The following is a 24,149-nucleotide window of genomic DNA, read 5'->3' as shown; positions in this document are numbered from 1 at the left end:
TCCTGTAGGAGCGCACCCTGTGCGCGACCGCAGAGCCGTGTCGATATCGCTCCGTCGGAGGTCGCGCACAGGGTGCGCTCCTACAGGAAAAGTCGGGGGCTTGGGCCTTGCACATCACGGCTTCGTGACATGCGTGAAGGCAGTGTCACGGTTTGGTCAGATCCACTCGTCAATATGTCGATCCTGTGACAGCGCGCTGCCGCGCTGTTCTGCCATGGCCCGGTCGTAATCCGCGCCTTACTATGTTTCTTCGCGGATCAGCGCGGCTCCCCTCGCGCCCGCCCATCGAACGGTGAACCGATGAGTACTGATGTCGTCCGACCGAGCGCAGAGCGCGTCACCGAAACCAGCAGCCCCGTCGCCGCGGCTCCCGAGGTGCCGAGCGCACCTGTCGCTCCGGACCTGAACGACCCTTCTCTCTACATCAACCGCGAACTCTCCCAGCTGCAGTTCAACATCCGCGTGCTCGAGCAGGCGCTGGACGAGAGCAAGCCGATCCTGGAGCGCCTGAAGTTCCTGCTGATCTTCTCCAGCAACATGGACGAGTTCTTCGAGATCCGCGTGGCAGGCCTGAAGAGCCAGATTGCCTTCGACCACGAAATCGTCGGCTCCGACGGTGTGACGCCGCGCAAGGCGCTTGCCGAGATCAGCGAGATCACGCACAAGCAGATCGAACGCCAGTACGCCATCCTCAACGACAAGATCCTGCCGGAGCTGGCACGCAACGGTATCCGCATCGTTCGCCGCAACGAGTGGTCGAGCAAGCAGAAGATGTGGGTGCGTCGCTATTTCCGCCATGAGGTAGCGCCGCTGGTGACGCCCATTGGCCTGGACCCGACGCATCCGTTCCCACTGCTGGTCAACAAGAGCCTCAACTTCATCGTGCAGCTGGAAGGCACCGATGCCTTCGGTCGCGATTCGGGCCTGGCCATCGTGCCCGCGCCGCGCGTACTGCCCCGCCTGATCCGCCTGCCGGATGACGTGTCCGAGGGTGGCGAGAACTTCGTGCTGCTCTCCTCCATCATCCATGCGCATGCCGAGGAGCTGTTCCCCGGCATGTCCGTGCGTGGCTGCTACCAGTTCCGCCTGACCCGCAACGCCGACCTCACCATCGACCCGGAAGACGTCGAGGACCTGGCACGCGCGCTGCGCGGTGAGCTGTATTCGCGCCGCTTCGGCGACGCGGTGCGCCTGGAGGTGGCCGACAATTGCCCGCCGGAACTCACCGACTACCTGCTGCGCCAGTTCGGCCTGACCGCCGCCGAGATGTACGAGGTGAACGGCCCGGTAAACCTCGCGCGCCTGTTCGGCCTGATCACCAAGAGCAGCCGCCCGGAACTGCAGTACCCGCCGTTCACGCCATCCATTCCCAAGGCGCTGAAGAAGGCCGAAGACCTGTTCCAGGTGATCGGCCGCCACGACGTGCTGCTGCTCCATCCGTACGAATCATTCGCCCCGGTGGTGGACCTGCTGCACCAGGCAGCGAAAGACCCGAACGTGCTGGCGATCAAGCAGACGCTGTACCGCAGCGGCGCCAACTCCGAAATCGTCGACGCGCTGGTGGACGCTGCGCGCGCGGGCAAGGAGGTCACCGTGGTGATCGAGCTGCGTGCGCGCTTCGACGAGGAATCCAACCTCTCGCTCGCCTCTCGCCTGCAGCAGGCCGGCGCCATGGTGATCTACGGCGTGGTGGGCGTGAAGACACACGCCAAGCTCATGCTGATCCAGCGTCGCGAAGGCGAGGAACTGGTGCGTTACGCGCACCTGGGCACCGGCAACTACCACACCGGCAACGCCCGCCTCTACACCGATTACAGCCTGCTCACCTCCGACCTGTCGCTGTGCGAAGACGTGCACAAACTCTTCAGCCAGCTCACCGGCATGGGCAAGCTGCTGCAGATGAAAAAGCTGCTGCATGCGCCCTTCACCCTGAAGAAGACGCTGCTGGAGATGATCAACCGCGAAACCGCGCACGCACTGGCGGGCAAGCCGGCGCAGATCATCATCAAGGTCAATGCAGTAACCGATGCCAAGATGATCAAGGCGCTGTACAAGGCCAGCATCGCGGGCGTGAAGGTGGATCTGATTGTACGCGGCATGTGCTGCCTGCGCCCCGGCGTGCCGGGGGTGTCGCACAACATCCGCGTCCGCTCCATCGTGGGGCGTTTCCTGGAACACAGCCGCGTGTACTGGTTCCTCAACAACGGCGACGAACTGTTCTACCTTGCCAGCGCCGACATGATGGAACGCAACCTGGATCGTCGCGTGGAAACTGGCTTCCCGGTGGAAGGCAAGAAGCTGCAGGCTCGCCTGAAGAAGGAGCTGGAGTTCTACCTCGCGGACAACTCCAGCTCATGGATGCTGCACGCCGACGGTCGCTACAGCCGCATCAAGCCGGCCAGCAACCAGGCCGTGCGCAACGTGCAGGTGCAGATGCTGGAAAAGCTCTGCGGCTCGGGGGCTGCGGGCACCGAGGCGTAACACGCCACCTTGTCCATGTAGGAGCGCACTTGTGCGCGACCGCAGCGTGTCGGCCTCACCACGAGGCGCGACTGTCGCGCACAAGTGCGCTCCTACAGACGACAGTAATGCTCAGCGCCTGAGGTGAAGCTTCTCCCAAGCGGTGCGCAACGTGCAGGTGCAGATGCTGGAGAAACTCTGCGGCTCGGGGGCCGCGGGCACCGAGGCGTAACACGCCACCGTGTCCATGTAGGAGCGCACTTGTGCGCGACCGCAGCATGTCGGCCTCACAACGAGGCGCGGCTGTCGCGCACAAGTGCGCTCCTACAGACGACAATTAGGCTCAGCGCCTGAGGTGCAGCTTCACCCAGGCCACATAGCGGTCCACGAACCCCTGCAGGAACTTCTGCGTGCCTTCGTTGCCGATCTTGCCGTCGGCATCGAGCAGGCCATCCTTGTTCTGGATGAATACCTCCGGTTGCGGCAGCACGGAAACATCGAGGTAGGAGAGCACGTTGCGCAGATGCTGCTGCGACAGCGCCGTGCCGGTGGCGCCCACGGAAATGCCGATCACTGCGCCCGGCTTGCCCGCGAAGGAGTTGGTGCCCCAGGGGCGCGAGGCGATGTCGATGGCGTTCTTCAGCACACCCGGAATGGAGCGGTTGTATTCCGGCGTCACGAACAGCAGCGCATCGGCGGCGGCGATCTCGTCCTTGAGCCGCTTGCACTCGGGCGGGTAGTCGGCGTCGAAATCCTGGTTGTACAGCGGCAGATTGTCGATGCGCACATGGTCGAAGCTGAAGTCGGCCGGCGACAGCCGTTCCACCGCACGCGCCAGATGGCGGTTGAAGGAATCCTTGCGCAGGCTGCCCACCAAGACGGCCACACGGATCTTGCTCATGCCTTTGCTCCCGAGGGTGAAAAAATGGGGAAGACGAAGCATGGCACCCGGGCCGGTGAATCCCTCGTGATCCCTTGTCATGCCTTGTGATCTTTCGCCAGACCGTCCCCGCCCGGGATGCGGCTTGCTCCCCCGTGCACTCGGAAAATCCACAAGACAACGCTTGCGGAAGGGCTAGGCTGGACGCATCCCACCACGGAGCCCACGGCCATGAGCACATCTCGCGTTTCCGGCAGCACGATCATCCCCGGCCTGCGCTATCGCGATGCGCATGCCGCCATCGACTGGCTGTGCAAGGCCTTCGGGTTCGAGAAACACGCGGTCTACGACGACGACCAGGGCGGCGTGGCGCATGCCCAGCTCACCTATGGCAACGGCATGCTGATGCTGGGCTCGGTGCGGGACAACGAATTCGGCAAGCGCGTGATCCAGCCGGACCAGGCCGACGGACGCGAAACGCAATGTCCCTATGTCGTGGTGACGGACTGCAAGGCGCATTACGAACAGGCCAGGACCGCCGGTGCCATCATCATCGACGAATACGCCGAGAAGGATTACGGCGGCGCCGGCTACAGCTGCCGCGACCTGGAAGGTCATCTGTGGTCGTTCGGCAGTTATGACCCGTGGGCCGGGGGCGGCGGCTGAGCCCACCGAGTTTCAGACAGGCGCCACGGGCAGGTAGATATCTGCCCGCAGCACCGCTTCGGGCGTGTCCTCCGGATCGTCCAGGAAGTGCCGGAACGGCAGCTCGTCGCGCAGCCGGTAACCGCTGCCCGGCAACCAGCCGGCGATGAGCCGGTCGGTGAGCACGCCCAGGCGGTCATAGGAACCGATATGCCGCCAGCGTGCCCACAGGCCGCCGCCGAGCTGCAGCGCAAAGGTATGGGCGTCGATCGCCACCTCATTGCCTGCGAAGGCGAGCGCGCAGTCGAAGGCACCCTCGTCAGGGACGCTGTCCGGCATGCCGTCGTGCGGCACACCGTAGATGCCGGCCATGCGTTCGAGCAGCGCGTGGCCGGCGGCCCACTCGAACAGCCGTCCATACGCCTGATCCAGCGCCCGGTGATCGCCCACGTATCGGGCGGCCACCACGCGAAACGGCTCCACCGACACCACCTCCACCTTCAGCACCGGCTCGCTCGCCTGCACCGGCGTGGCTGGAAGGCGCAGGCGCTGCATCGCCTCGTGCAGGCGTTCCCGCTGCCCACGCAGTTCACTCGGCGTGGCATCGAATGCCTGGCGGAATGCCCGGGCGAAGGCCTGCGGCGTCTCATAGCCCACGGCCAGCGCCGTGTCGGTGATGCGTTCGCCTGCCCCGGCCAGCAACTGCAGGGCCCGCAGCAGGCGCAGGCGGGCCACCGTCTGTCCCACCGTTTCACCCGACAGCGCCCGGTAGATGCGATGGAAGTGGAACGGCGACAGGTGCGCCACCTCGGCCAGTTGCACCAGTTCGGGCAGCTCGCCGCCCTGCTCTACCGCAGACTGCAGCACGGCGACCACGCGGTCGATGCGATGCAGGTAGTCCTCTCGCGTGTTCGCTTTCATGGCGGGGCCTTCCGGTACGGTGGCAGCCAGTGTGGGTAGCGCAGACGATGACGGCGTTCCCATTCTTGCGCATAAGATCGGCATAGGCAGGAAGTCATGGTGGGAGCCGGATGACAGCTCGCTTACAGTCCATGACTGAACCACCCTTCCGCTTCACTCACCGGACCGGCCCGCGCGGCTGCCCGCCTGGAGGATTCATGCCCATCCGCAACACCTTGCTCGCCGTGGCCACGCTTGCCGCGTTCACCGCCGCCCTGGCCCATGCGCAAACGGCGCCGCTCACGCCCGACGTGCCGCAGAAGGCCTTCGTCGCCGACACCGCCGGCTACGACTACGTGAAGCGCGAGGTGATGATCCCGATGCGCGATGGCGTGAAGCTGCACACCGTCATCGTGATTCCCAAGGGCGCGCACAACGCGCCGATCCTGCTTACGCGCACGCCGTATGACGCCAGCGGCCGCACCGAGCGCTTCGTCTCGCCGCACATGGACGCCACCCTGCCGCAGGGCGACGAGGTGTTCGTGCACAGCGGCTACATCCGCGTGTTCCAGGATGTGCGCGGCAAGTACGGTTCGGAAGGCGAGTACGTGATGACGCGTCCGCTGCGCGGCCCGCTCAACTCCAGTGAAGTGGACCACTCCACCGACGCCTACGACACCATCGACTGGCTGGTGAAGAACCTGCCCGAATCGAACGGCCGCGTGGGCATGCTCGGTTCGTCGTATGAAGGTTTCACCGTGGTGATGGCGCTGATCCACCCGCACCCGGCGCTCAAGGTGGCCGCACCGGAAAGCCCGATGGTGGACGGCTGGATGGGTGACGACTGGTTCCATTACGGCGCCTACCGCCAGACCAACTTCGACTACATCACCGGCCAGACCGAGAAGAAGGGCAAGGGCAGCGGCGTGCCGCGCGTGGGCTATGACGATTACAGCAACTTCCTCAGCGCCGGTTCCGCCGGCGATTACGCGCGTGCGCACGGCCTTGAGCAGCTGCCGTTCTGGCGCAAGCTGGACGAACACCCGGCCTACGACGCGTTCTGGCAGGGCCAGGCGCTGGACAAGATCATGGCCGCGCAGCCGCTGAGCGTGCCCACCATGTGGCTGCAGGGCCTGTGGGACCAGGAAGACATGTGGGGTGCCATCCACAGCTACGAAGCCACCGAACCCAAGGACAAGGGCAACGACAAGAACTACCTGGTGATGGGCCCGTGGCGCCACAGCCAGGTGAATTACGAAGGCCGCTCGCTGGGCCCGCTGCAATGGGACGGCGACACCGCCCTGCAGTTCCGCCGCGACGTGCTCAAGCCGTTCTTCGACCAGTATCTGGTAGCCGGTGCGCCCAAGGCGAACACGCCGCCCGTGCTGATCTACAACACCGGTGAAAACCACTGGGATCGCTACAAGTCCTGGCCGCTGAGCTGCGACAAGGGCTGCGCGAACAAGCCCAAGGCGCTTTATCTGGGCGCCAACGGTGCGCTGTCGTTCAACGCGCCGGCCGCGGACGCCGCCAAGTTCGACGAGTACGTGTCCGATCCGGCCAAGCCCGTGCCGTACCAGCCGCGCCCGGTACACTTCGCCGACCACGACGCGTGGACCCGCTGGCTGGTGAACGACCAGCGCTTTGCGGATGGGCGTCCGGACGTGCTCACTTATGTGACCGAGCCGCTCACCGCACCGGTGCACATCGGCGGCGCGCCGGAGGTGAACCTGTATGCCTCCACCAGTGGCACCGACAGCGACTGGGTGGTGAAGCTGATCGACGTGTACCCCGATACCGTCCCGTCCAACCCGGAAATGGGTGGCTATGAGCTGGCCGTGTCGCTGGACATCTTCCGTGGCCGTTACCGCACCAGCTTCGAGCACCCGGCCGCGCTCACGCCCGACCAGCCGCTGCTCTACAGCTTCGGCCTGCCCACCACCAACCACGTGTTCCAGCCGGGTCACCGCATCATGGTGCAGGTGCAGTCCAGCCTGTTCCCGCTGTACGACCGCAACCCGCAGACCTTCGTGCCGAACATCTTCGACGCCAAGCCTGCCGACTACCGCAAGGCGACGCAGCGCGTGTGGCACACCCCCGGCACGGCCAGCTCGATCAGCCTGCCGGTGGTCCCCAACGGCTGAAGCCCTCAGTCACTGCCTCACCCAAAGGCCGGCCATTGCGCCGGCCTTTTTTTGTGCTGCGACAAAATCACCACCCATCAATGACTTGAAATTAATTAAACATATGATTAATTACGGTCACCATGACCTCCTCGACCCGTCCTCCTCGCCGCGCCCCCGGCCGCCCCGGCACCGACAGCCCTGACCTGCGCGCCAAGCTGCTCGATGCGGCGCTGACCTGTTTCGTCCGGGACGGCATCGCGGCCACCTCGTTGCGTGGCATCGCCGCGCAGGCCGGCGTAACGCCCGCCATGCTCAACTACTACTTCGGCAGCAAGCAGGCGCTGCGCGACGCGATCTTCGACGAGCGCCTGATGCCCGCGATCATGCAGCTGCGCGAAGGCGTCGCCACCGCCGGCGACGATGTGCGCACCATGGTCACGCGCTTCGTACAAGGCATGCTCGGCCTGGTCGACGCCCATCCATGGCTCCCTTCCCTTTGGGTGCGCGAAGTGCTGTGCGAAGGTGGCGCGCTGCGCGAACTGCTGCTCACCCGCATCGGGCCCGACTTGCCGCGCTTCCTGGCCAGCCGCTTCGCCGAAGCGCAGCGAGAGGGTGTCATCAACCCGTCGCTCGATCCACGTCTGCTGGTGGTCTCGCTGATTGGACTGACCATGTTCCCCGCCGCCGGCGCACCGATCTGGCGGCAGATCTTCCAGGCCGATCTGGGTACCGAGGTTCTCGCGCAACACGCACTCGCCCTGCTGGGGCACGGCATGGAGCCGCGTCATGAAGACTGATCGTCGCCTGCTGGGCCTGCTGGCCACCATCGCGCTTGCCGGCTGCCATCCTGCGCCGCCTCAGGTGTTGGGCACGGTGGAATTCGACCGCATCACCCTGCCCGCGCCGGCCGCCGAACACATCGTGACCATCGACGTGCGCGAGGGCCAATACGTGCCCGCCGGCACACGCATCATGCAGCTGGAAACCACGCGCACACAGGCGGCGCTGGACACTGCGCGTGCCGACCTGCAGCAGCAGCAACAGGCGCTGCTTGAACTGCAGCGCGGCCCGCGCGAGGAACAGATCCGCCAGGCGCGCTCCAACCTCGCCGGCGCACAGGCGCAGGCGCGCGACGCGAACGCCTATTACCAGCGGCTCTCCGCCCTGTCGCTGCAGCGCTACATCTCCGCGGCAGACCTGGATCGCGCGAAGGCATCCGCCGGCAATGCCGATGCCGCCGTGGCAGCCGACCGCGCCGCACTGGACCAGCTGGTCAACGGTTCGCGCGTGGAAGACATCGCGCAGGCCCAGGCCCAGGTGGCCGCCGCAGCCGCCAACGCGGCATCGCGTGCAGTGGACCGGGAAAAGCTGGACCTCACCGCGCCGCGCGACGTGCGCGTGGACAGCCTGCCCTACAAGCTGGGTGACCAGGCGCAACCGGGCACACCCCTGGTGATCCTGCTTGCCAGCGACACGCCTTATGCGCGTGTGTATGTGCCCGCTGCGCTGCGGCCATCGATCCAGGTGGGTGACGAAGCCATCGTCACCCTGCATGACGGCAAGCGCCAGTTTCGCGGCAAGGTGCGCATGATTCGCAGCGAACCCACCTTCACGCCCTACTACGCGTTGAGCGGCGATGACGCCACGCGGCTCAGCTATCTGGCCGAAATTGCCCTGGGCACGGATGCACGCGAACTCCCGCAGGGTTTCCCCGTTTCCGCCGAGTTTCCGGGCAAGCGCATTCATGACTGACACGGCCATCCACGCGCGGGGGCTTACCAAGCGCTTCGGTGCGCTGGTGGCGGTGAACCAGGTGGATCTCGATGTGCCGCGTGCCTGCGTGTACGGCTTCCTCGGCCCCAACGGCTCGGGCAAGTCCACCACCATCCGCATGCTGTGTGGGCTGCTGACGCCGAGTGCCGGCGAGATCAACGTGCTGGGGCTGGCCATTCCACGGCAGGCCGAAGCACTGAAGCGTCGCATCGGCTACATGACGCAGAAATTCTCGCTATTCGACGACCTGTCGGTGCGACAGAACCTGGAATTCCTCGCCACCGTGCAGGGCCTGTCGCGCCAGGACACGCGCACGCGCGTGGACGAACTGCTGCAGCGCTACCGCCTGGACGACCGGCAGGAACAGCTGGCCGGCACCCTGAGCGGCGGCCAGAAGCAGCGCCTGGCGCTGGCCGGCGCCATCGTGCACAAGCCCGAACTGCTGTTCCTGGACGAGCCCACCAGCGCGGTGGATCCGGAGTCGCGCCGCGACTTCTGGGAGAAGCTGTTCGAACTCGCCGATGCGGGCACCACCATCCTCGTCTCCACGCACTACATGGACGAAGCCGAACGCTGTCACCGCCTGGCCATCCTCGACAACGGCAATCTGGTCGCCGATGGTCAACCCAAGGAACTCACCGGGAAGCTGCAAGGCCGCACGTTCGTGATCCGTGCCGACTCGCCCCGCCGGGCCAAGGAAGCGCTGGATGGCCATCCGGACGTCCTGAGCGTGGCGCAGATCGGCAATGAACTGCGCGTGCTCATGCGCCGCGACGACGTCACCCTCGATGCGTTCCGGCAGAGTCTGCATGGCGTGGACACCGCCATGGACGTCGAAAGCGTGACGCCGAACCTGGAGGACGTGTTCGTCGTTGCCACGCGCAAGCCGGAACAGCACGAAGGGCAACCGGCATGAACTTCCGGCGGCTGTGGGCGATCATCATGAAGGAGCTGCGCCAGCTGCGCCGCGACCGCGTGACGCTGGCCATGATCATGGGCATGCCGATCATGCAGTTGCTGCTGTTCGGCTACGCGATCAACCTCAACCTGCGCGACCTGCCCGCCGCCGTCGTCGATCAGGCGCAGACCGCCGGTTCGCGCGCCGCCGTGCAGGACCTGCTCGCCAGCGGCGTCATCAAGGTCGAAGCCAGCGCGCAATCGCCGCAGCAACTGCTGGACCTGCTTCGTGAAGGACGCATCAGCGTGGGCATCGCGGTGCCGCCGGATTTCGAACGCCGCAAGCTCGACGGCCGCGAAGCCATCCAGGTGATGGTGGACGGCAGCGACAACGTGGTGCAGTCGGCCGCTGCGCAACTGGCGCAATACCCGCTCAACCAGCCTGACGATTTCCACGCACGGACGCAGACGCCGATCAGCGTGGTCAGTTTCTACAATCCGGAACGACGCTCCCCGGTGAACATCGTGCCCGGACTGATCGGCGTCATCCTCACCATGACCATGGTGCTGTTCACCGCCGTGGCCATCGTGCGCGAAACAGAGCGCGGCAATATGGAACTGCTGATCACCACGCCAGTCAGCCGCACGGAACTCATGATTGGCAAGGTGTTGCCGTATGCGGCCATCGGCCTGGTGCAGACCACCCTGGTGCTGATGCTGGGCGTGTGGCTGTTCCGCGTGCCTATCCGCGGCAGCCTGTGGGATGTCTACCTGGCGTCGGTGCTGCTGATTCTCGCCAACCTGTCGCTGGGCCTGCTCATTTCCACCCGGGCACGCTCGCAATTCCAGGCGATGCAGATGACGTTCTTCGTGTTCCTGCCGTCGATCCTGCTGTCCGGCTTCATGTTTCCCTTTGACGGCATGCCGTTGCCTGCGCAGTGGATCTCCGAGGCATTGCCGCTGACGCACTTCATCCGGCTGATCCGCGGCATCATGCTGCGCGGCGCCGACCTTGCCGACCTGTGGCACGACGGCGTGGCGTTGCTGGCCTTCATCGCGATCATGCTGACGCTGGCGATTCGCTTGTTCCATAAGCGGTTGGATTGAGCGGGCTATCGCCACTGGAACCGGATAGCGAACAAGGGCCATTAGTGCAGCCGTTATCCCGGATTCGGCGTGCTTACGCCGCGAGTTCAACACGGCGCCCCGACCTCCCTCACCGTCATCCCCGCGAAAGCGGGGATCCAGCGTCTTTCGGTTTTCCTCACCGCCTCCAAGGCACTGGATCCCCGCTTTCGCGGGGATGACGGTGAGGACTAGGAAGCCGCGAGGGTTCATCGATGGTGCGGCACGCACTGCACCCAACAAAAAGGCCCGCTTGCGCGGGCCTTTTCATCATGCGACGCAAGCAACAGACGTTACTGCGTACACGCCTTGCCGTGATCCGCGTGATAGCCCTTGGCCTTCGCATCGGCTTCGCTCATGTACGAGCCTGCCTTGGTCTTGCCGTACCACTTGTCGCCCTGGCAGTGATAGACCTTGCTGCTGTCGTTCACCCAGACCAGGCCCGGGCCGCCACCCGGCGCGGCGTTGGCCGGCGGTTGCGTGCCTGTGGATTTGGCGCTCTTGCTGGCGGGTGCTGCCGCAGCGGCCGGGGCTGCCGCAGGTGCTGCTGCGGGAGCCGCGGCGGGGGCAGCGGCGGCAGGCGCAGCGGCGGTGTACCACTCCTTGACGCCCTGGTGACCCGAGCACGCACCCTTCTTGGTAGCGTGGTTGGTATAGCTGCCGTCCTTGCACTGCCCGGTCGAGCCGGCCGGTGCGGCGGACTGCTGTGCGTGGATGGCCGGACCGGCCAGAAGACCTGCGAACAACACTGCGATCAAACCATACGACTTCATATGCGATCCCTCCCGTGCGATGTCGCCCTTCCGCCATGGGATACGCATCCGACATGGCGGCCTGCGTTCCCTCCCGCATCCACGGCCATGGCCCCAACGCCATCGCCGCATGACGCTTTACCAGGCGCGCTGGCGCCTGTGCGAACCACTATGCGCCCGCTGCGTGACGCTTCATCACGCTGCCCCAAACGACGTTCATCTGGTGTGATGCCATTTCGCAAAATCGTGCGACGCGAACCGCGCCGTCAGGGCGCCCGGCGCGGTCCGGGTGGATCAGTGGTTGATCACCATGTCGGCAATGATGCCGGTGGCGACGGCCACCAGCAGGAAATCGCCGGTATCGCTGCGCACCCACACGTGCTCCGGCGGCGGCGGCGCAAGGTGGTACACGCGGTAGTCGGCGTAATAGCGCTGGTCGCGGTAGTACTCCGCCGGAACGTAGCCGCCACGGTGGTACCAGCCTTCATGGTTGCCACGATCGTGCACGATCACGTAGTCGCGGCGATCATGGTCGTGGTCGTAACCACGGTCGTAGTCGCGATCATGATCGTGATCGTGCCCACGGTCATGGTCATGGTCGTGATCGCGGTCGTGCCCATGATCGTAGCGATCGTGGTCCTGCTGATCATGGTGGTCGTCGTACTGCTGCGGCGAGGCGGCAACCGTGCCGGAAACCATCACTGCGCCAATCATCAGTGCGAACAGGGTCTTCTTCATGCGAACTCTCCATCGGGGAACGCCGTGGAGTCAGGCGCGCCCCCTGGCGCACGTTTCCACGGCGGCGCCATAATGAGTTTCGCAACCATGCACGATGAGTGAATCGGCTCGCAAAAACGAAACGCCGCGCAACGCAAGTTCATGCGTTGAAGCAGCGTTTGGTCTCGCGGACGCCAGGCCATCACCCCCGTCGTCCTGTTCAATGGCGCCATCCCTGGCCAGCCCCCGCTCCGCTCGCGCAAAAACCAAGGGTCATCCACACGCTTTCGCTCAATGCACCGGCGCGGCTCCCAGGCGCTGCTTCAACGGTGCGGCATCCAGCAACAGCAAGGTGCTCTGGTCAGGCAGCTCCACCACCTCGCGCATGTCATCGCGCAGCGAGCGGTCGATCTGGTTGCGCAGCACGCCCGGCACGCCGATCTTATCGGCCGCGTCGATGGTCACGATATTTTCGATGGCATCCACCACGAGGCCGAACTTTTCTTCGTCGTTTTCCACCACCAGCACCTTGGCGGCCTGCAGGTTGGCGTAGCCCTTCATGCCGTAGAGCACGCGCATGTCGATGATGGTGACCAGCTTGCGACGCAGGTTGAGCACGCCACGTACATAGTCCGGCGCACCCGGCGGCTGCATCACGGTAGCGGGGAAATCGATGACTTCGCGCAGCTGGTCGATGCGCATGCCCATCAGCTGGTCGAGCCGGAACGTCACATAGGTTTCGCGCACGCCGCTGCGGCGCCTGCCCTGCCCACGTTCGGCCGCCGACTCCAGCTGATACAGCTCGCGATGCCCCTTCGTCAGGTCGGCCACGATGGCATCGCTCAACAGGGCGGTTTCGTCGATCAGCAGGATGTCGGGGCCACCCTGCTGGCTGATGCAGCCGGTGAACAGCTGCGGCCGTTCCGCGCAGAACGAAGGAATGGCCAGCAGCTCCTCGTCGCGATAGCCGACGATGCTCTCGACATCGTCCACCAGCAGGCCGACATCCCTGTCTTTCTGGCGCAGCACCACGATGCGTCGCGGGTCCTCGAAATCTCCCGGCGCCACGGCGACGGCACCTTCGCGCGACAACCCCAGGAAACGCGCGAAGTCGACCACCGGCACGGTATTGCCACGCAGGTTGAGCATGCCAAGGCACAGTTCACTGGCCAGCACGGAGGTGAGCAGCTCGGGCACGCGGATGATCTCGTGGATGGCCCCCATCGGCAGGGCAAGGCGCGTGTCGTTCACCCGGAAGGACACGCCCTGGCGGCGCTGCCCCTGCGCAGCGCGCTGCCGCGCGGGCTCAAGCGCCTGTGCGTCGCCCGTGGGCATCGGCATGTCGTGCAGGGCGTGCAAGGCATCCACGTTGAGGATCTGCAGGATGCGGTTGCCGCCATCCAGCTTCAGCGCACCGCCGATCATCGACGACGTCGCACCGGCTTCACTGAACATCACCTTCTGCTCGCCCGACACGCGAAGGATCTCGCCGGTGGCATCGAACAGCAGCCCGATGCGCCCCTGGCGGAACTCGACAATGGCGATCTTCGAACCTTCGCGTGCACCGCGATCGGCCACCTGCAGCAACTGGCCAAGATGGATGATGGGAATCAGCCGGCCGCGCAGATTGAACAGGCCCAGCAGATAGGACGGCGCCAGCGGCACCTGCGTGACGACGGAGGGGTAGTTCACCACCTCCTGCACGGTCGCCACCGGCAGCACCAGCTCGGTGTCTCCCAGGTGGAACGAGCCGAACATTTCGGTGGCGTCCTGCCGGGCCGTCAATGCGCTCGAGGATTCCATGGCAATGCTCCGGTTCACGTCGTGCGGCCAATCGTGCGGACCGCAAATTGGTGTTGCGCGCAGTCGATCACGAGCTGGCGACCGCTTTCGCCACCTACTTCGACATGCACGACCCTGATCCTGGTTTCGGCCAGCAGCCGCTGCGCCATGCGCACGTTCTGCTCGCCGATCAATCCGTGGCGCGGCGGCGTGGCGTGCTGCACCATGCAGGCACCACCCGCGATCACCGCCTCCACTTCCTCCTGGTGCCGCGGCGCCAGTTCCATCATCGACAACAGCGTCGGCATGGCGCCGGTGACGTACTTGGCGCCTTCGGCCGTGGTCGCATGCGGCGACTCGGGCAGCAGGCAATGCGCCATGCCGTACAGGCCACGGCGACGCCACAGCAGGCCGATGCCCACGCACGAGCCGAGGATGGCGTGCAGCACGTCGTTGCCGCTGCCGACCTTCACCTCGCACATGCGCACCTGGATGTCCTGACCGTCAGGCGTGTGCATGTTCGCTACGACGGTAGATCAGGGGCTGCTCGAAATCGAAGCCGACATTGAGCCGCGTCAGCGATTCCGATTCACCGATCACCAGGATGCCGTTCGGTGCCATCGCACGACGCACGTTCTCCAGTACGTTGCACTGCCCGGGCTCGTCGAAGTAGATGAGCACGTTGCGCAACAGCGTGATGTCAAAGCGCGCGGCACCATCCAGGCGCTTGTGCAGGTGGTGCCCGCGGAACAGCACGTGACCACGCAGCGATGGCGCCACCAGATAACCCTCACCACAGGCCTGGAAGTACTTGGCCAGCAGATCGGGACGGCTGCGCCGCAGCCCCTCGATGCTCTTGCCCTGGTAATGCCCGGCCCTGCCCACCGCCAGCACGTCGCTGGCGATGTCGGTGGCCAGGATCTGGTACTTGAACGCCGGATGCCGCTCGCGGAATTCCTCGCACAGCATGGCCATCGAATAGGCTTCCTCGCCGGTGGAGGCTGCCGCCGACCACAACTGCAGCGTGGCGCCGGGATGCTGCCGGTACCACTCCGGCAGCAACTGCTGCCAGAAGTGTTCCCAGATGCGCGGCGTGCGGAAGAACGAAGTCTCGTTGGTGGTCACCAGGTTGATGAAGGCACCCACCTCGTCCGGCCGCTCGTCCAGTACCGCGAGGTAATCGCGGTATCGGCTGAGTTCCAGCGCCTGCAGGCGACGGCGGAGCCGTCCCTGCAGCAACGTCCACTTGCGCTCCGCCATGTGGATGCCCGTGTGGCGCTGGACCTTGTCCAGCAAGGCACGCTGGGTGGCGACGTCGATATCGTTCTCGATCTCCATGCTCGTTCCTTCAGACCACGAAGCGACGGACGATCCGGTTCAGTTCTTCCGCACCCTGCGTGAGCGAGGTGGTGGAACGGGCAATGGTGTCGCAAGCGGCGGCGGACTTCTCCGTCTCCTCGGCCACCTGCTGGATCGCCGCGCTCACTTCGCGCGCCGCCACCAGTTGCTCGTCCGCACCGCAGGAGATCTCGGAGATGGCCTGGGTGGTGCGGCTGACGCCGCCGACGATCTTCTCGAACGCCTCACCCGCCTGCCGCGAGATCTCGCTGCCCTGCGTCACGCGCTTCACCGATTCATTGATGAGCTTGGAGATTTCCTTGGTGGCCTGCGAGGAACGCTCGGCCAGCTTGCGCACCTCGTCGGCGACCACCGAGAAGCTAAGGCCATGTTCACCGGCACGGGCCGCTTCAATGGCCGCGTTGAAGGCCAGCAGGTTGGTCTGGCTGGCGATCTCGCCGATCACCTTGATGATCTCGCTGATGTCTTCGGACGACTTGTTGATCAGGTCCATCGCCTCGATCGAGCGCGCGATGGCCTTGGCGCCGCGTTCGGCTTCCTGATGCGTGTCCTTGGCGAGCTGGTCGGCGCTGCGCGAGTTGTTGGCAATGGAGTTGATCGACGCGGTGAGCTCTTCGATGGACGCGTTCATTTCCTCCACCGTGGCGCCCAGCAGCTGCGCGCCGCTGGCCACGCTGCTGGAACGGCCGGCGATCTCCTGCGAGCTGCCGGCGAAACCGCCGGCGGAATCGACCACCTTGCCGATCACGCTGCGCAGGTCGCTCATCATCTGGCCGATGCCGTCGGCGAGCTGGTCGATGGGATCACTGCCCTCCACGCGCACTTCGCCGGTGAGGTCGCCCTCGGCGGCACGGCGCACCACCTTCAGCAGTTCCTCGACCTTGCGCTGGTCGTCGGCGGCGCGACGCTTCACGCTTTCTTCCAGCTCCACCTGCGCGGTGACGTCGGTGGCGAACTTCACCACCTTGCACAGGCGACCGTTGCCGTCGTAGATCGGGTTGTAGCTTGCCTGGATCCAGATCACGCGTCCGCCCTTGCCAAACCGCTTGTAGCGGCCGGCATCGAACTCGCCACGGTTGAGCTTGGCCCAGAACTCGGCGTAGGCCGGACTGGCGGCGTAGCCTTCCTCGCAGAACATGCGGTGGTGGTGGCCCTGGATCTCGTCCAGTGCGTAACCCACGGCACCGAGGAAATTGTCGTTGGCGGTCAGCACGTGGCCGGCCAGGTCGAACTCGATGGTGGCCTGCGCCTTGTCGATGGCGTGGATCTTGCCCTCGTGCTCGGCGCGCTCCTGCCGGCTGGCGGTGACATCGGTGGCGAACTTCACCACTTTGTACGGCTTGCCGTTCTCGTCGAACACGGGGTTGTAGGACGCATTGATCCACACCTCGCGACCGTCGCCGCCGATGCGCTTGTACTCGCCGCGATCGAGCACGCCCTTGCCCAGGTTTTCCCAGAACTTCTTGTACTCGGCACTGGCCGCGTAGCTGGGCTCGCAGAACATGCGGTGATGCTGGCCGCGGATCTCTTCCAGCGTGTAGCCCAGCGCATGGAGGAAGTTGCCGTTGGCCGTGAGGATCTTCCCTTTCAGGTCGAACTCGATCACCGCCTGCACGCGGTTGAGCGCCTCGTTGACCGCACGCAGTTCATGCGGCTCAAGCACGATATCCGGTGTCTCTTTTCCCATGACCCCTCTCCATCATTGGTGAAAACGCAGACAGTTTTGTCTCGTTACGTCAGTGCGGGAGAGGAGATTCCGGGCGGTCGCTCCCCCCGGAGCGTGCCGACCCGTTCGTTTTGTTCCAACGATTCCCGGGCATGCTCCGGCCTGCCCTGGCGTTTCCGCGTGGCACAGCCAGGTCCCTTGGATTCGCCTCCCCCTGCGTTGAGGGGTATCGGCCCGCGATGAAGGGGCTTGAGGCGCCTTTTTGCCTTGAAAACCGCTGTTTTCCGTGAGTTTCGTGAGATTCACGGCTGGATCGATTCAGGCGTCCCCTCGCTGGACAACCTGGATCGAGACAGTGTGATCGACTTCACAAAAAACGGGGCCCGCAGGCCCCGTCATGACGAATGACATAGACCGTCAGGCTAGGGGGCCGCAGCGCGCTTCAGCGACGACTGCGGACGCGCCACCGCATACATCTCCCACGCGATCTGCTTGAGCAGCGCGGTGCGATCCTTGCCGACGGCGTACAGGTCGAAGTGCGTCTTGTCGGGCAGGAAGCGGAAGTCCGAATGCGCGCGCAGGCCATCCAGCACCGCCTTCAACCGATGCGCGGAACCGTCGAGGTAGAAGGTATCGGCAGTGCCCACGATCAGGTGGATCTTGCCGTCCAGGTCGGGTGCCAGTTCCGGCCATTGATCCTGCAGGCGGTGGGCGATGTCGTAGTGGTCACGCCAGTAGGCAACCACGGCGCCATCCACGTCGCCGGTATCGCGATCGAACATGGGCAGTGGGCGGCCGTCCTTGCCGCGCGGGGAAAACACCCACTCGAACGAAGCGATCTGCCCGCCATAGCTGCCCAGCACGCGCTCGATCTGCGCGAACTGCTGGAAGGTGGCGATGACCTTGCCCTGGTCGCGGATCAGCGGGTACGCCGAACCGTCGCCCTTGCGGTACACGTTGGCATGCGGCGCGTAGAGGTCGATGCCGGTGAAGTCGTGGAAGTCGCTGGGGTCGGGCGAGGTGGACCAGGTGCCGCCGAACACCTTCGGGTAACGCGTCTGCAGCCACAGCGTGGCCCAGCCGCCGGACGAATGGCCATTGAGGAAACGGCCGGAGGCCTTGGCATCCATCCGGTAGGTGGATTCCAGTTGCGGGATCAGCTCCTCGGTGAGCGCCTTGCCCCACGGTCCGTTGTTCACCGAGTCGGCGAATTCGTGCGTGCCGGTGGGTGAGGACTCGTCCAGGAACACCCAGATCATCGGCGGCATCTCGCCCTTGGACATGGCCAGCCAGTTGTTGGCCATGGCGCCGACGAAATGGTCGAGGCCACCACCGAAGCCATGCGTGAAATACACCACCGGATACGTTGCGGCCGCCTTGGCGTCGTAGCCCGGCGGCAGCAGCACAAAGCCGCGCATATGTACCGGGCGGCCCCAGAACGCCGTCAGCGCGGGGCTGACGAAGTCGATGTCATGCACGTGCTTGCGCGCCTCGGGCGCCGCATCGCGGGTGGCCTTCGGAGTCGATGGCGACAGCACCCAGGCATCGTGCGCAGGCACGGCCGCGGTCAGTTTCAGCACGGGCACGCTGGACGCCGGCAGGTGCACCTTGATGACGTCGCTGAGCAGGTCGCCGGTGTCGCGGCCGGTGTAGTTGTAGCTGTGGTTGGTGTCCAGCACGGCCTGCACGTAGTAATCGCCGGGCGGCAACCGGGTAAACGCGACCGGGAACGCATGATCGTCCGCGTCGATGTCCACGCCCTTGCCTGCGGCCAGCCGCGCCACCTCGCGCCCCGCCACGCTCACCTTGTCAGGCCTGAGCTGGTCGAGATCCACCTCGGCGATCTTGCCGCCCTTGGCTTCCGCCTCGGCGGCCGCCGCGGGCTCGGCGAATACCAGCAGGCGACCGGAGGCCGCGTCCGTGCCGGCCACGCCAAGATCCAAGTGGAAACGCTGCGGCGCGCTGGCGCCCTCCGCCCATGCCGCGCCCGCGACCAGTCCCAGGCAAAGCACAACACCAAGCTTCAGTCGGTATGACGACATGCCCCCTCCCCGATGGTTTTCCCCAAGTGACGGAACATTCGGCCCAATGGGTTCCGTTGTCCATCCCCGCGCGACCGCGCAGGACATCACGGCAGGCGTTCACCCGTGCCGTACGGCGGGTTGTCCTGCTGGCGGATCCAGTCGGCCAGCAGGCGGAAGTAACCGTCCGTGATGCGCGTGACGTGGCGGGTGCCGTCCTTGTCCTGCACGAACTCGTACATGCCGTGATCAGTGTGCGGGAACACGTAGAGGTCGATCGGCTTGCCGGCCCGCTTCAGGACCGTCAGGCGTTCGCGCGTGACCGCACCCGGGGCATCACGGTCCTCTCCTGCAATCACCCACAGCTGGGGAATGTCCAGCGCGCGGATGGCCGCCACGGCGTCGTAGTTCCAGAGGATGTTGAGGTTGTCGTAACGTGGCGCGCCGGTGCGGCGCAGGTCGGCTTCGTTCTCCGCCAGCATCTCGCCGGTGTATTCGCCTTCGATGGTGTGCAGCCACGGCTCGTTGGCGAACTTGCGCTTGACTGCCGCCAACTGGTCGAAGCCGCTGGTGAAATGCGAAGCCATCACCGCGCCCGTGGCGTCGGTGACCTCGCGGACGCGGGCCATGCTGGCCGCGTCATAGCCCTTCTCCTGCATTTCCAGCACGGCCTGCTGCTGGTCTTCTTCCAGCGGCGTCATCACCAGGCCAAAACCCACGGCGACGAAATCGGCGTGCGCCAGCGCTGCCGCGCGCGGTGCTACCCAGCCGCCCTGGCTGCCACCGAAGAAACCGGCGCGCGAGTAACGTCCCGCCCCGAGTTTGCGCGCCTCGTCCAGCGCGGCGGCTGCGTCGTCCGCCAGCAGTTCAAAGTTCTGCGTGTAATCACCATCCGAAGCACCGGTGCCGCGCTTGTCATAGGCAAACACGGACAGGCCCTGCGCGGCGAACATGTACGGGTAATAGCCACCGATGCCTGGCGTCTTTTCCGAACCGTGCACGAACACCACCAATGGCGACCTGCCACCGGGCTGCGCCGGTTCGATCAAGACGCCAGCCAGTTCCGTACCGTGGCTCTTGAAGTGCGTAGGTGTTTCACGCAAAGCCACCTTCGGCTGCGCGAGAAAACGGCCATCCGCCTGGCGCACGCTCACCACGCCTTGAGCGCAGCGCACAGGCGCATCCACAGCGTTCACGTCGCCGCGCCGGCCATCGATGAAGGTATAGCGTTCCGGTGCCTGCGCGCCCTTGGCGGTGGGGTTGGAAATCACCACCGGCGCCTTGCCAGCCTCGCCGTACACGCCATAGGCGCAGGACACGGGCGCGGCGCAACCCACGCCGGCAAACGACAGGCACAGCAGGCCCGCGACAAGGTTTTTCATGGGCACCGCTCCGTGGTGGGGACGCTGCCACTATAGGCAGTGTCCCGCACGCAACGCCCCTGCTATTGGTCAGGGCGTGCCGGAGGTCTTCGTCGCCGCCACCGGCGACAGGCGAAGATCCTGGAAGTCGAAACTGAAATCCGTCATGGGCGAGATCGGCTCCATGCGCACCTCGCGGATCTTGCCGTCGGCATCCAGCGAGTAACTGACGAAGGCATCGGCATTGAGCGAGCGATCATCCCAGCGCACGATGAAGGTGTCGTGCTGCCACGGCGTCATGGTGCCGGCCAGCTGCGCGGTCTTCGAGAAGCTCATGCGCAGCTTGCCGCCCTGCTGGCTCACCACCACGTCGCCGTACCACTTGTCGCGGAACGTGCCGGCGTAGCCGGACAGCGGCAGCGACGGTTTGCCGTTCTTGTCGCGCGACGCTTCGTGCTTCTTCCAGCTGTCGTCGGCGTTGCCTTCGGACTTCTTCACCGCCGCGGCATAGGCCGCCACCCAGTCGGTCTTGTCCTTGCCCAGGTAGGCATCCAGCACGCGATAGGTCACCGCGTTGAACGCGGCACCGGATTCCTGGTTGGTCAGCACCACCACGCCGAGCTTGAGCTCCGGCACCAGGGTCACGCGCGACACCATGCCGGGCCAGCCGCCCGTATGCCACGCCAGCCGCTGGCCCTGGTAGTCGGACAGGAACCAGCCCTCTCCGTAGCCGGCAAAATTCGGGCGCGTCGCCTTCAATTCCGGTACTGGCGGCTCGCCGATCTTCATCGGCGTCAGCATCGACCACATCTGCTTCTGGCTGTCGGCGGAGAACAGCGCCTTGCCATCCGGCAGTTTGCCACCGGCAAGCTGCACGTTCATCCATTTGGCCATGTCGTGCACGCTGGCGTAGATGCCGCCCGCGCCGGGGTTGTTCGACCAGGCCATCGGCGGCACCGGCTTGAGCTCGGTGAAGTTGAACTTGGCGTGGCCGGTGGCCACGTCCATGCCGGGCTTGAGCTGGGTCATGTCGATCAGCGACTCGTCCATGCCCACCGGCTTGAAGATGCGCTGGCTGATGAAGTCGGCATAGCTCTGCCCCGAGACCTGCTCGATCACCAGCGTGGCTACGCCAAACAGGATGTTGTCGTAGGCATAGGCGCTGCGGAAGCTGGTGGCGAGCGGCACGTCGCGCAGACGTTGCACCACTTCCTTGGTGGTGTAGGTGGTGGGCGGCCAGTACAACAGGTCGCCGGCACCCAGGCCCAGGCCGCTGCGATGCGCCAGCAGGTCGCGGATGCGCATTTCGCGCGTCACGTACGGATCGGACATCTGGAACCACGGCAGGCGATCGATCACGCGATCGTCCATGTTGAGCTTGCCTTCCTCGGCCAGCATCTGCAGCGCCGCGGCGGTAAAGGCCTTGGTGTTGGAGGCAATGGCGAAGCGCGTGCGTGCATCCACCGGTTCCGGCTTGCCCTGTTCGCGCAGGCCGTAACCCTGCTCAAGCACCACCTGCCCGTCCTTCACGATGGCCACGGCAATGCCCGGCACATCGAACTGCTTGCGCACGCTGTCCACGTAGGCGGTGAAGTCCTGCAACTGGGCCGGCAAGGCCGGCTGTGCCGGACTGGCGACGGCTACCGGCGTTGCAGCCGCCGCGGGCGCGGCCTGTGCCCACACCGGCGCGGTGAGAAACAACAGCGCGCAGCAACCCGCCACGCGCGGGGAAAGGGTTCGCAGGAACATGCAGTGGCTCCACCACGGTAAAGAAACCCACTATCGCGGCAAAGGCCTTCCTGATCCAGCACTGAAAGTCACGCTTGCCGACCTCTCGACGCGCTGCGCCGCTGCCCGGATCATGCAAGGTCGTATCGAGGAGTACGCATGAACGACCTGGCCGAATGGATCGCCACCCACGCCCTGTCCGTCTGGGCGCTGCTGCTGGTGGCTGCCCTGCTAACGGGCGACGTGGCCTGGCAATGGAACCGGCGCCACGGCGAAAGGGCGCAGGCGGCTGGCGGCCGGCCGGCCACGCTGCGCGGCCCCACGGCCTTGCTGTTGCTGGTGTCGATGTGCCTGCTGTTCGCCGCCATCGCCATCGCCCTGAAGGAAGAAGCCACGCGCTGGCTGCCGGCCTTCGACGAGACGCTTGCCACCGACCTGCATGACAGCATGCAGCCGGGCGTATTGCGGCTGGTCGCAGCGGTGTCGCACCTGGGCGACCTGGGAACCGTCGCCGCAGCCACCGTGGTGATCCTTGCCGCGCTACTGCTGCGCCGCCATCTGCGGCTGGCCACCTGCTGGACCGTTGCCATGGCCGGCATCGTGCCCATCAACAGCGGCCTCAAGGCCGTCTTCCAGCGCCCTCGTCCGCTGCACAACCACGGCTTCATGGTGGAACACGGCTGGAGTTTTCCCAGTGGCCACGCGTTTGGCGCCATGGTGTTCTACGGCATGCTGGCGTACGTGCTGCTGCGACTGCTGCCGCATCGCTGGCACCGCTGGGTGATCGCTGCTGCGGTAATGATGATCGGCGTGATCGGCCTCAGTCGCATCGTGCTGCAGGTGCATTACTTCAGCGACGTCGTGGGCGGTTACGTCAGCGGACTGGCATGGCTGGTGGTGTGCATTGCCGGCGCGGAATGGTGGCGCCTGCGGCGGCAGTAACCGCCCCATTTGTAGGAGCGCACCCTGTGCGCGACATCAGCAACCGATCGGCGCCGGTGATGCGTTACCGCGAGGCCGGTCGCGCACAGGGTGCGCTCCTACAAATAAAACGCTGGCGCGATCCGGGCTGTTGCCGTGATTCGTCGAGGCGGGGTGGTGGCGTCTGCAGCGACCGTGATCGATTCCTGTGGGAGCGCACCCTGTGCGCGACATCGGCAACCGATCGGCGTCGGTGAAGCGTTACCGCGAGGCCAGTCGCGCACAGGGTGCGCTCCTACAAATAAAACGCTGGCGCGATCCGGGCTGTTGCCGTGATTCGTCGAGGCGGGGTGGTGGCGTCTGCAGCGACCGTGATCGATTCCTGTAGGAGCGCACCCTGTGCGCGACATCGGCAACCGATGGGCTTCGGTGAAGCGTTACCGCGAGGCCAGTCGCGCACAGGGTGCGCTCCTACAGGAATCAGGCCGGGGCTCAGTCTGGCGAATACAGCTTGTGCTGCAGCAGTTGCTTCGTCGCCTCATCCGGTGCGCCCAGCCAGCTCAGGTCGTCATTGGCCGGATCGTTGCTGTCTGCGTTGTTAACGGCATTGGGCTTGCGTCGCGCGAACAGGCCGGACATGGCATGCGTGTTCTCGTCATAAAGAATCAGGATGCGTTCGGATGGACAGTCGTGCGGCTTGCACGCCGTTGCCAGCAGCAGCGTATGGCCGTCCACCGTTACCTGCTGCGCGGGCGTCGCCACGCCTCCCTGCTTCGCCCATGCAGGCAACTGATCGGCACCCGACAGCGCCGCGAACGCCGTGGAGAAGTCCGGACGCTGCATCAGGTCGTAGAGATACGTGAGGCCGCTGGGACTGCTGGGCGTGGTTGCCAGCACCGGGCCGGTCGATGCGGCGGCCGGTGGCGCGCTCGCCGATGGCGCATGATCGTCATGCTGCTGCGAACAGGCAGCACAGGCGGCGGCGATACCCAGGGCGGCAATGAAACGGTGACGCATGCAAATCTCCTCAGTGAGT

21 protein-coding genes are annotated in these 24,149 nt (G+C 65.4%); 9 read left to right on the top strand and 12 right to left on the bottom strand.

The annotated features are described in order from the left end of the window. Window positions 1-300: 300 nt before the first annotated feature. Window positions 301-2,481, top strand: a complete 2,181-nt coding sequence (gene ppk1 / locus H8F01_RS17055; protein WP_187056249.1) for a polyphosphate kinase 1 — start codon at window positions 301-303, stop codon at window positions 2,479-2,481. Window positions 2,482-2,803: 322 nt separating this feature from the next. Here the strand turns inward: ppk1 and H8F01_RS17050 are convergent, their stop codons facing one another. Next, window positions 2,804-3,361: an NADPH-dependent FMN reductase gene (locus H8F01_RS17050; protein ID WP_187056248.1), complete on the bottom strand. Its 558-nt coding sequence runs from the start codon at window positions 3,359-3,361 to the stop codon at window positions 2,804-2,806. 210 nt (window positions 3,362-3,571) lie between these two features. Here H8F01_RS17050 and H8F01_RS17045 point away from each other — a divergent pair, with 210 nt between their 5' ends. After that, complete coding sequence (locus tag H8F01_RS17045) at window positions 3,572-4,006, top strand: VOC family protein (RefSeq protein ID WP_187056247.1); 435 nt, start codon at window positions 3,572-3,574, stop codon at window positions 4,004-4,006. Between the two features lie 12 nt (window positions 4,007-4,018). Here the strand turns inward: H8F01_RS17045 and H8F01_RS17040 are convergent, their stop codons facing one another. Then, entirely contained in the window at window positions 4,019-4,906 is an 888-nt protein-coding gene (locus H8F01_RS17040; RefSeq protein WP_187056246.1) for an AraC family transcriptional regulator, read from the bottom strand. Between the two features lie 197 nt (window positions 4,907-5,103). Here H8F01_RS17040 and H8F01_RS17035 point away from each other — a divergent pair, with 197 nt between their 5' ends. From H8F01_RS17035 to H8F01_RS17015, 5 genes are all read left to right on the top strand, one after another. Then, window positions 5,104-7,029, top strand: coding sequence for a CocE/NonD family hydrolase (locus tag H8F01_RS17035; RefSeq protein ID WP_187056245.1), 1,926 nt, complete (start codon window positions 5,104-5,106; stop codon window positions 7,027-7,029). 122 nt (window positions 7,030-7,151) lie between these two features. Next, window positions 7,152-7,808: a TetR/AcrR family transcriptional regulator gene (locus H8F01_RS17030; protein WP_187056244.1), complete on the top strand. Its 657-nt coding sequence runs from the start codon at window positions 7,152-7,154 to the stop codon at window positions 7,806-7,808. Next, window positions 7,798-8,763, top strand: coding sequence for an HlyD family secretion protein (locus H8F01_RS17025; RefSeq protein ID WP_187056243.1), 966 nt, complete (start codon window positions 7,798-7,800; stop codon window positions 8,761-8,763). The genes H8F01_RS17030 and H8F01_RS17025 overlap by 11 nt, the downstream gene beginning before the upstream one ends. Before the next feature lie 7 nt (window positions 8,764-8,770). Continuing rightward, window positions 8,771-9,700 carry an ABC transporter ATP-binding protein gene (locus H8F01_RS17020; protein ID WP_187059345.1) on the top strand — a complete coding sequence of 310 codons (930 nt, stop codon included), beginning with the start codon at window positions 8,771-8,773 and terminating at the stop codon, window positions 9,698-9,700. Beyond that, window positions 9,697-10,788 (top strand): ABC transporter permease, encoded by a 1,092-nt coding sequence (locus H8F01_RS17015; protein WP_187056242.1) that lies wholly within the window; start codon window positions 9,697-9,699, stop codon window positions 10,786-10,788. The genes H8F01_RS17020 and H8F01_RS17015 overlap by 4 nt, the downstream gene beginning before the upstream one ends. Before the next feature lie 311 nt (window positions 10,789-11,099). On the opposite strand, the gene H8F01_RS17010 is transcribed toward H8F01_RS17015, so the two are convergent. From H8F01_RS17010 to H8F01_RS16970, 9 genes are all read right to left on the bottom strand, one after another. Next, window positions 11,100-11,579: a DUF3761 domain-containing protein gene (locus H8F01_RS17010; RefSeq protein ID WP_187056241.1), complete on the bottom strand. Its 480-nt coding sequence runs from the start codon at window positions 11,577-11,579 to the stop codon at window positions 11,100-11,102. Window positions 11,580-11,852: 273 nt separating this feature from the next. Continuing rightward, complete coding sequence (locus tag H8F01_RS17005) at window positions 11,853-12,296, bottom strand: RcnB family protein (RefSeq protein WP_238481029.1); 444 nt, start codon at window positions 12,294-12,296, stop codon at window positions 11,853-11,855. Window positions 12,297-12,566: 270 nt separating this feature from the next. Continuing rightward, a complete protein-coding gene (locus H8F01_RS17000) occupies window positions 12,567-14,078 on the bottom strand; it encodes a chemotaxis protein CheW (RefSeq protein ID WP_187056240.1) in 1,512 nt (503 codons plus the stop codon). Between the two features lie 14 nt (window positions 14,079-14,092). Continuing rightward, window positions 14,093-14,575, bottom strand: a complete 483-nt coding sequence (locus H8F01_RS16995) for a chemotaxis protein CheD (protein WP_187056239.1) — start codon at window positions 14,573-14,575, stop codon at window positions 14,093-14,095. Then, on the bottom strand, window positions 14,562-15,395 hold the full coding sequence (locus tag H8F01_RS16990; protein WP_187056238.1) for a CheR family methyltransferase: 834 nt from the start codon (window positions 15,393-15,395) through the stop codon (window positions 14,562-14,564). The genes H8F01_RS16995 and H8F01_RS16990 overlap by 14 nt, the downstream gene beginning before the upstream one ends. A gap of 10 nt (window positions 15,396-15,405) precedes the next feature. Next, entirely contained in the window at window positions 15,406-17,103 is a 1,698-nt protein-coding gene (locus tag H8F01_RS16985) for a methyl-accepting chemotaxis protein (RefSeq protein WP_187056237.1), read from the bottom strand. Between the two features lie 401 nt (window positions 17,104-17,504). Further along, on the bottom strand, window positions 17,505-19,124 hold the full coding sequence (locus H8F01_RS16980; protein ID WP_187056236.1) for an alpha/beta hydrolase: 1,620 nt from the start codon (window positions 19,122-19,124) through the stop codon (window positions 17,505-17,507). A gap of 86 nt (window positions 19,125-19,210) precedes the next feature. Further along, window positions 19,211-20,485, bottom strand: a complete 1,275-nt coding sequence (locus H8F01_RS16975; protein WP_187056235.1) for an alpha/beta fold hydrolase — start codon at window positions 20,483-20,485, stop codon at window positions 19,211-19,213. 69 nt (window positions 20,486-20,554) lie between these two features. Then, window positions 20,555-22,213: a serine hydrolase gene (locus H8F01_RS16970; RefSeq protein WP_187056234.1), complete on the bottom strand. Its 1,659-nt coding sequence runs from the start codon at window positions 22,211-22,213 to the stop codon at window positions 20,555-20,557. On the opposite strand from H8F01_RS16970, the gene H8F01_RS16965 reads away from it, so the two are divergent. Together H8F01_RS16965 and H8F01_RS16960 are read left to right on the top strand one after the other, a co-directional pair. Continuing rightward, the gene (locus H8F01_RS16965) at window positions 22,212-22,355 is read left to right on the top strand and encodes a hypothetical protein (RefSeq protein ID WP_187056233.1); all 144 of its coding nucleotides are present in this window, start codon (window positions 22,212-22,214) and stop codon (window positions 22,353-22,355) included. The genes H8F01_RS16970 and H8F01_RS16965 overlap by 2 nt on opposite strands. Further along, the gene (locus H8F01_RS16960) at window positions 22,352-23,134 is read left to right on the top strand and encodes a phosphatase PAP2 family protein (RefSeq protein ID WP_187056232.1); all 783 of its coding nucleotides are present in this window, start codon (window positions 22,352-22,354) and stop codon (window positions 23,132-23,134) included. Before H8F01_RS16965 ends, H8F01_RS16960 begins: the two co-directional genes overlap by 4 nt. A gap of 471 nt (window positions 23,135-23,605) precedes the next feature. On the opposite strand, the gene H8F01_RS16955 is transcribed toward H8F01_RS16960, so the two are convergent. After that, window positions 23,606-24,130 carry an Ivy family c-type lysozyme inhibitor gene (locus tag H8F01_RS16955; RefSeq protein ID WP_187056231.1) on the bottom strand — a complete coding sequence of 175 codons (525 nt, stop codon included), beginning with the start codon at window positions 24,128-24,130 and terminating at the stop codon, window positions 23,606-23,608. Window positions 24,131-24,149: the final 19 nt, after the last annotated feature.

Origin of the sequence: Dyella telluris, assembly GCF_014297575.1 — a bacterium.
GTDB classification, from domain to species: domain Bacteria; phylum Pseudomonadota; class Gammaproteobacteria; order Xanthomonadales; family Rhodanobacteraceae; genus Dyella; species Dyella telluris.
This window is presented reverse-complemented; position numbering and strand designations above follow the sequence as displayed.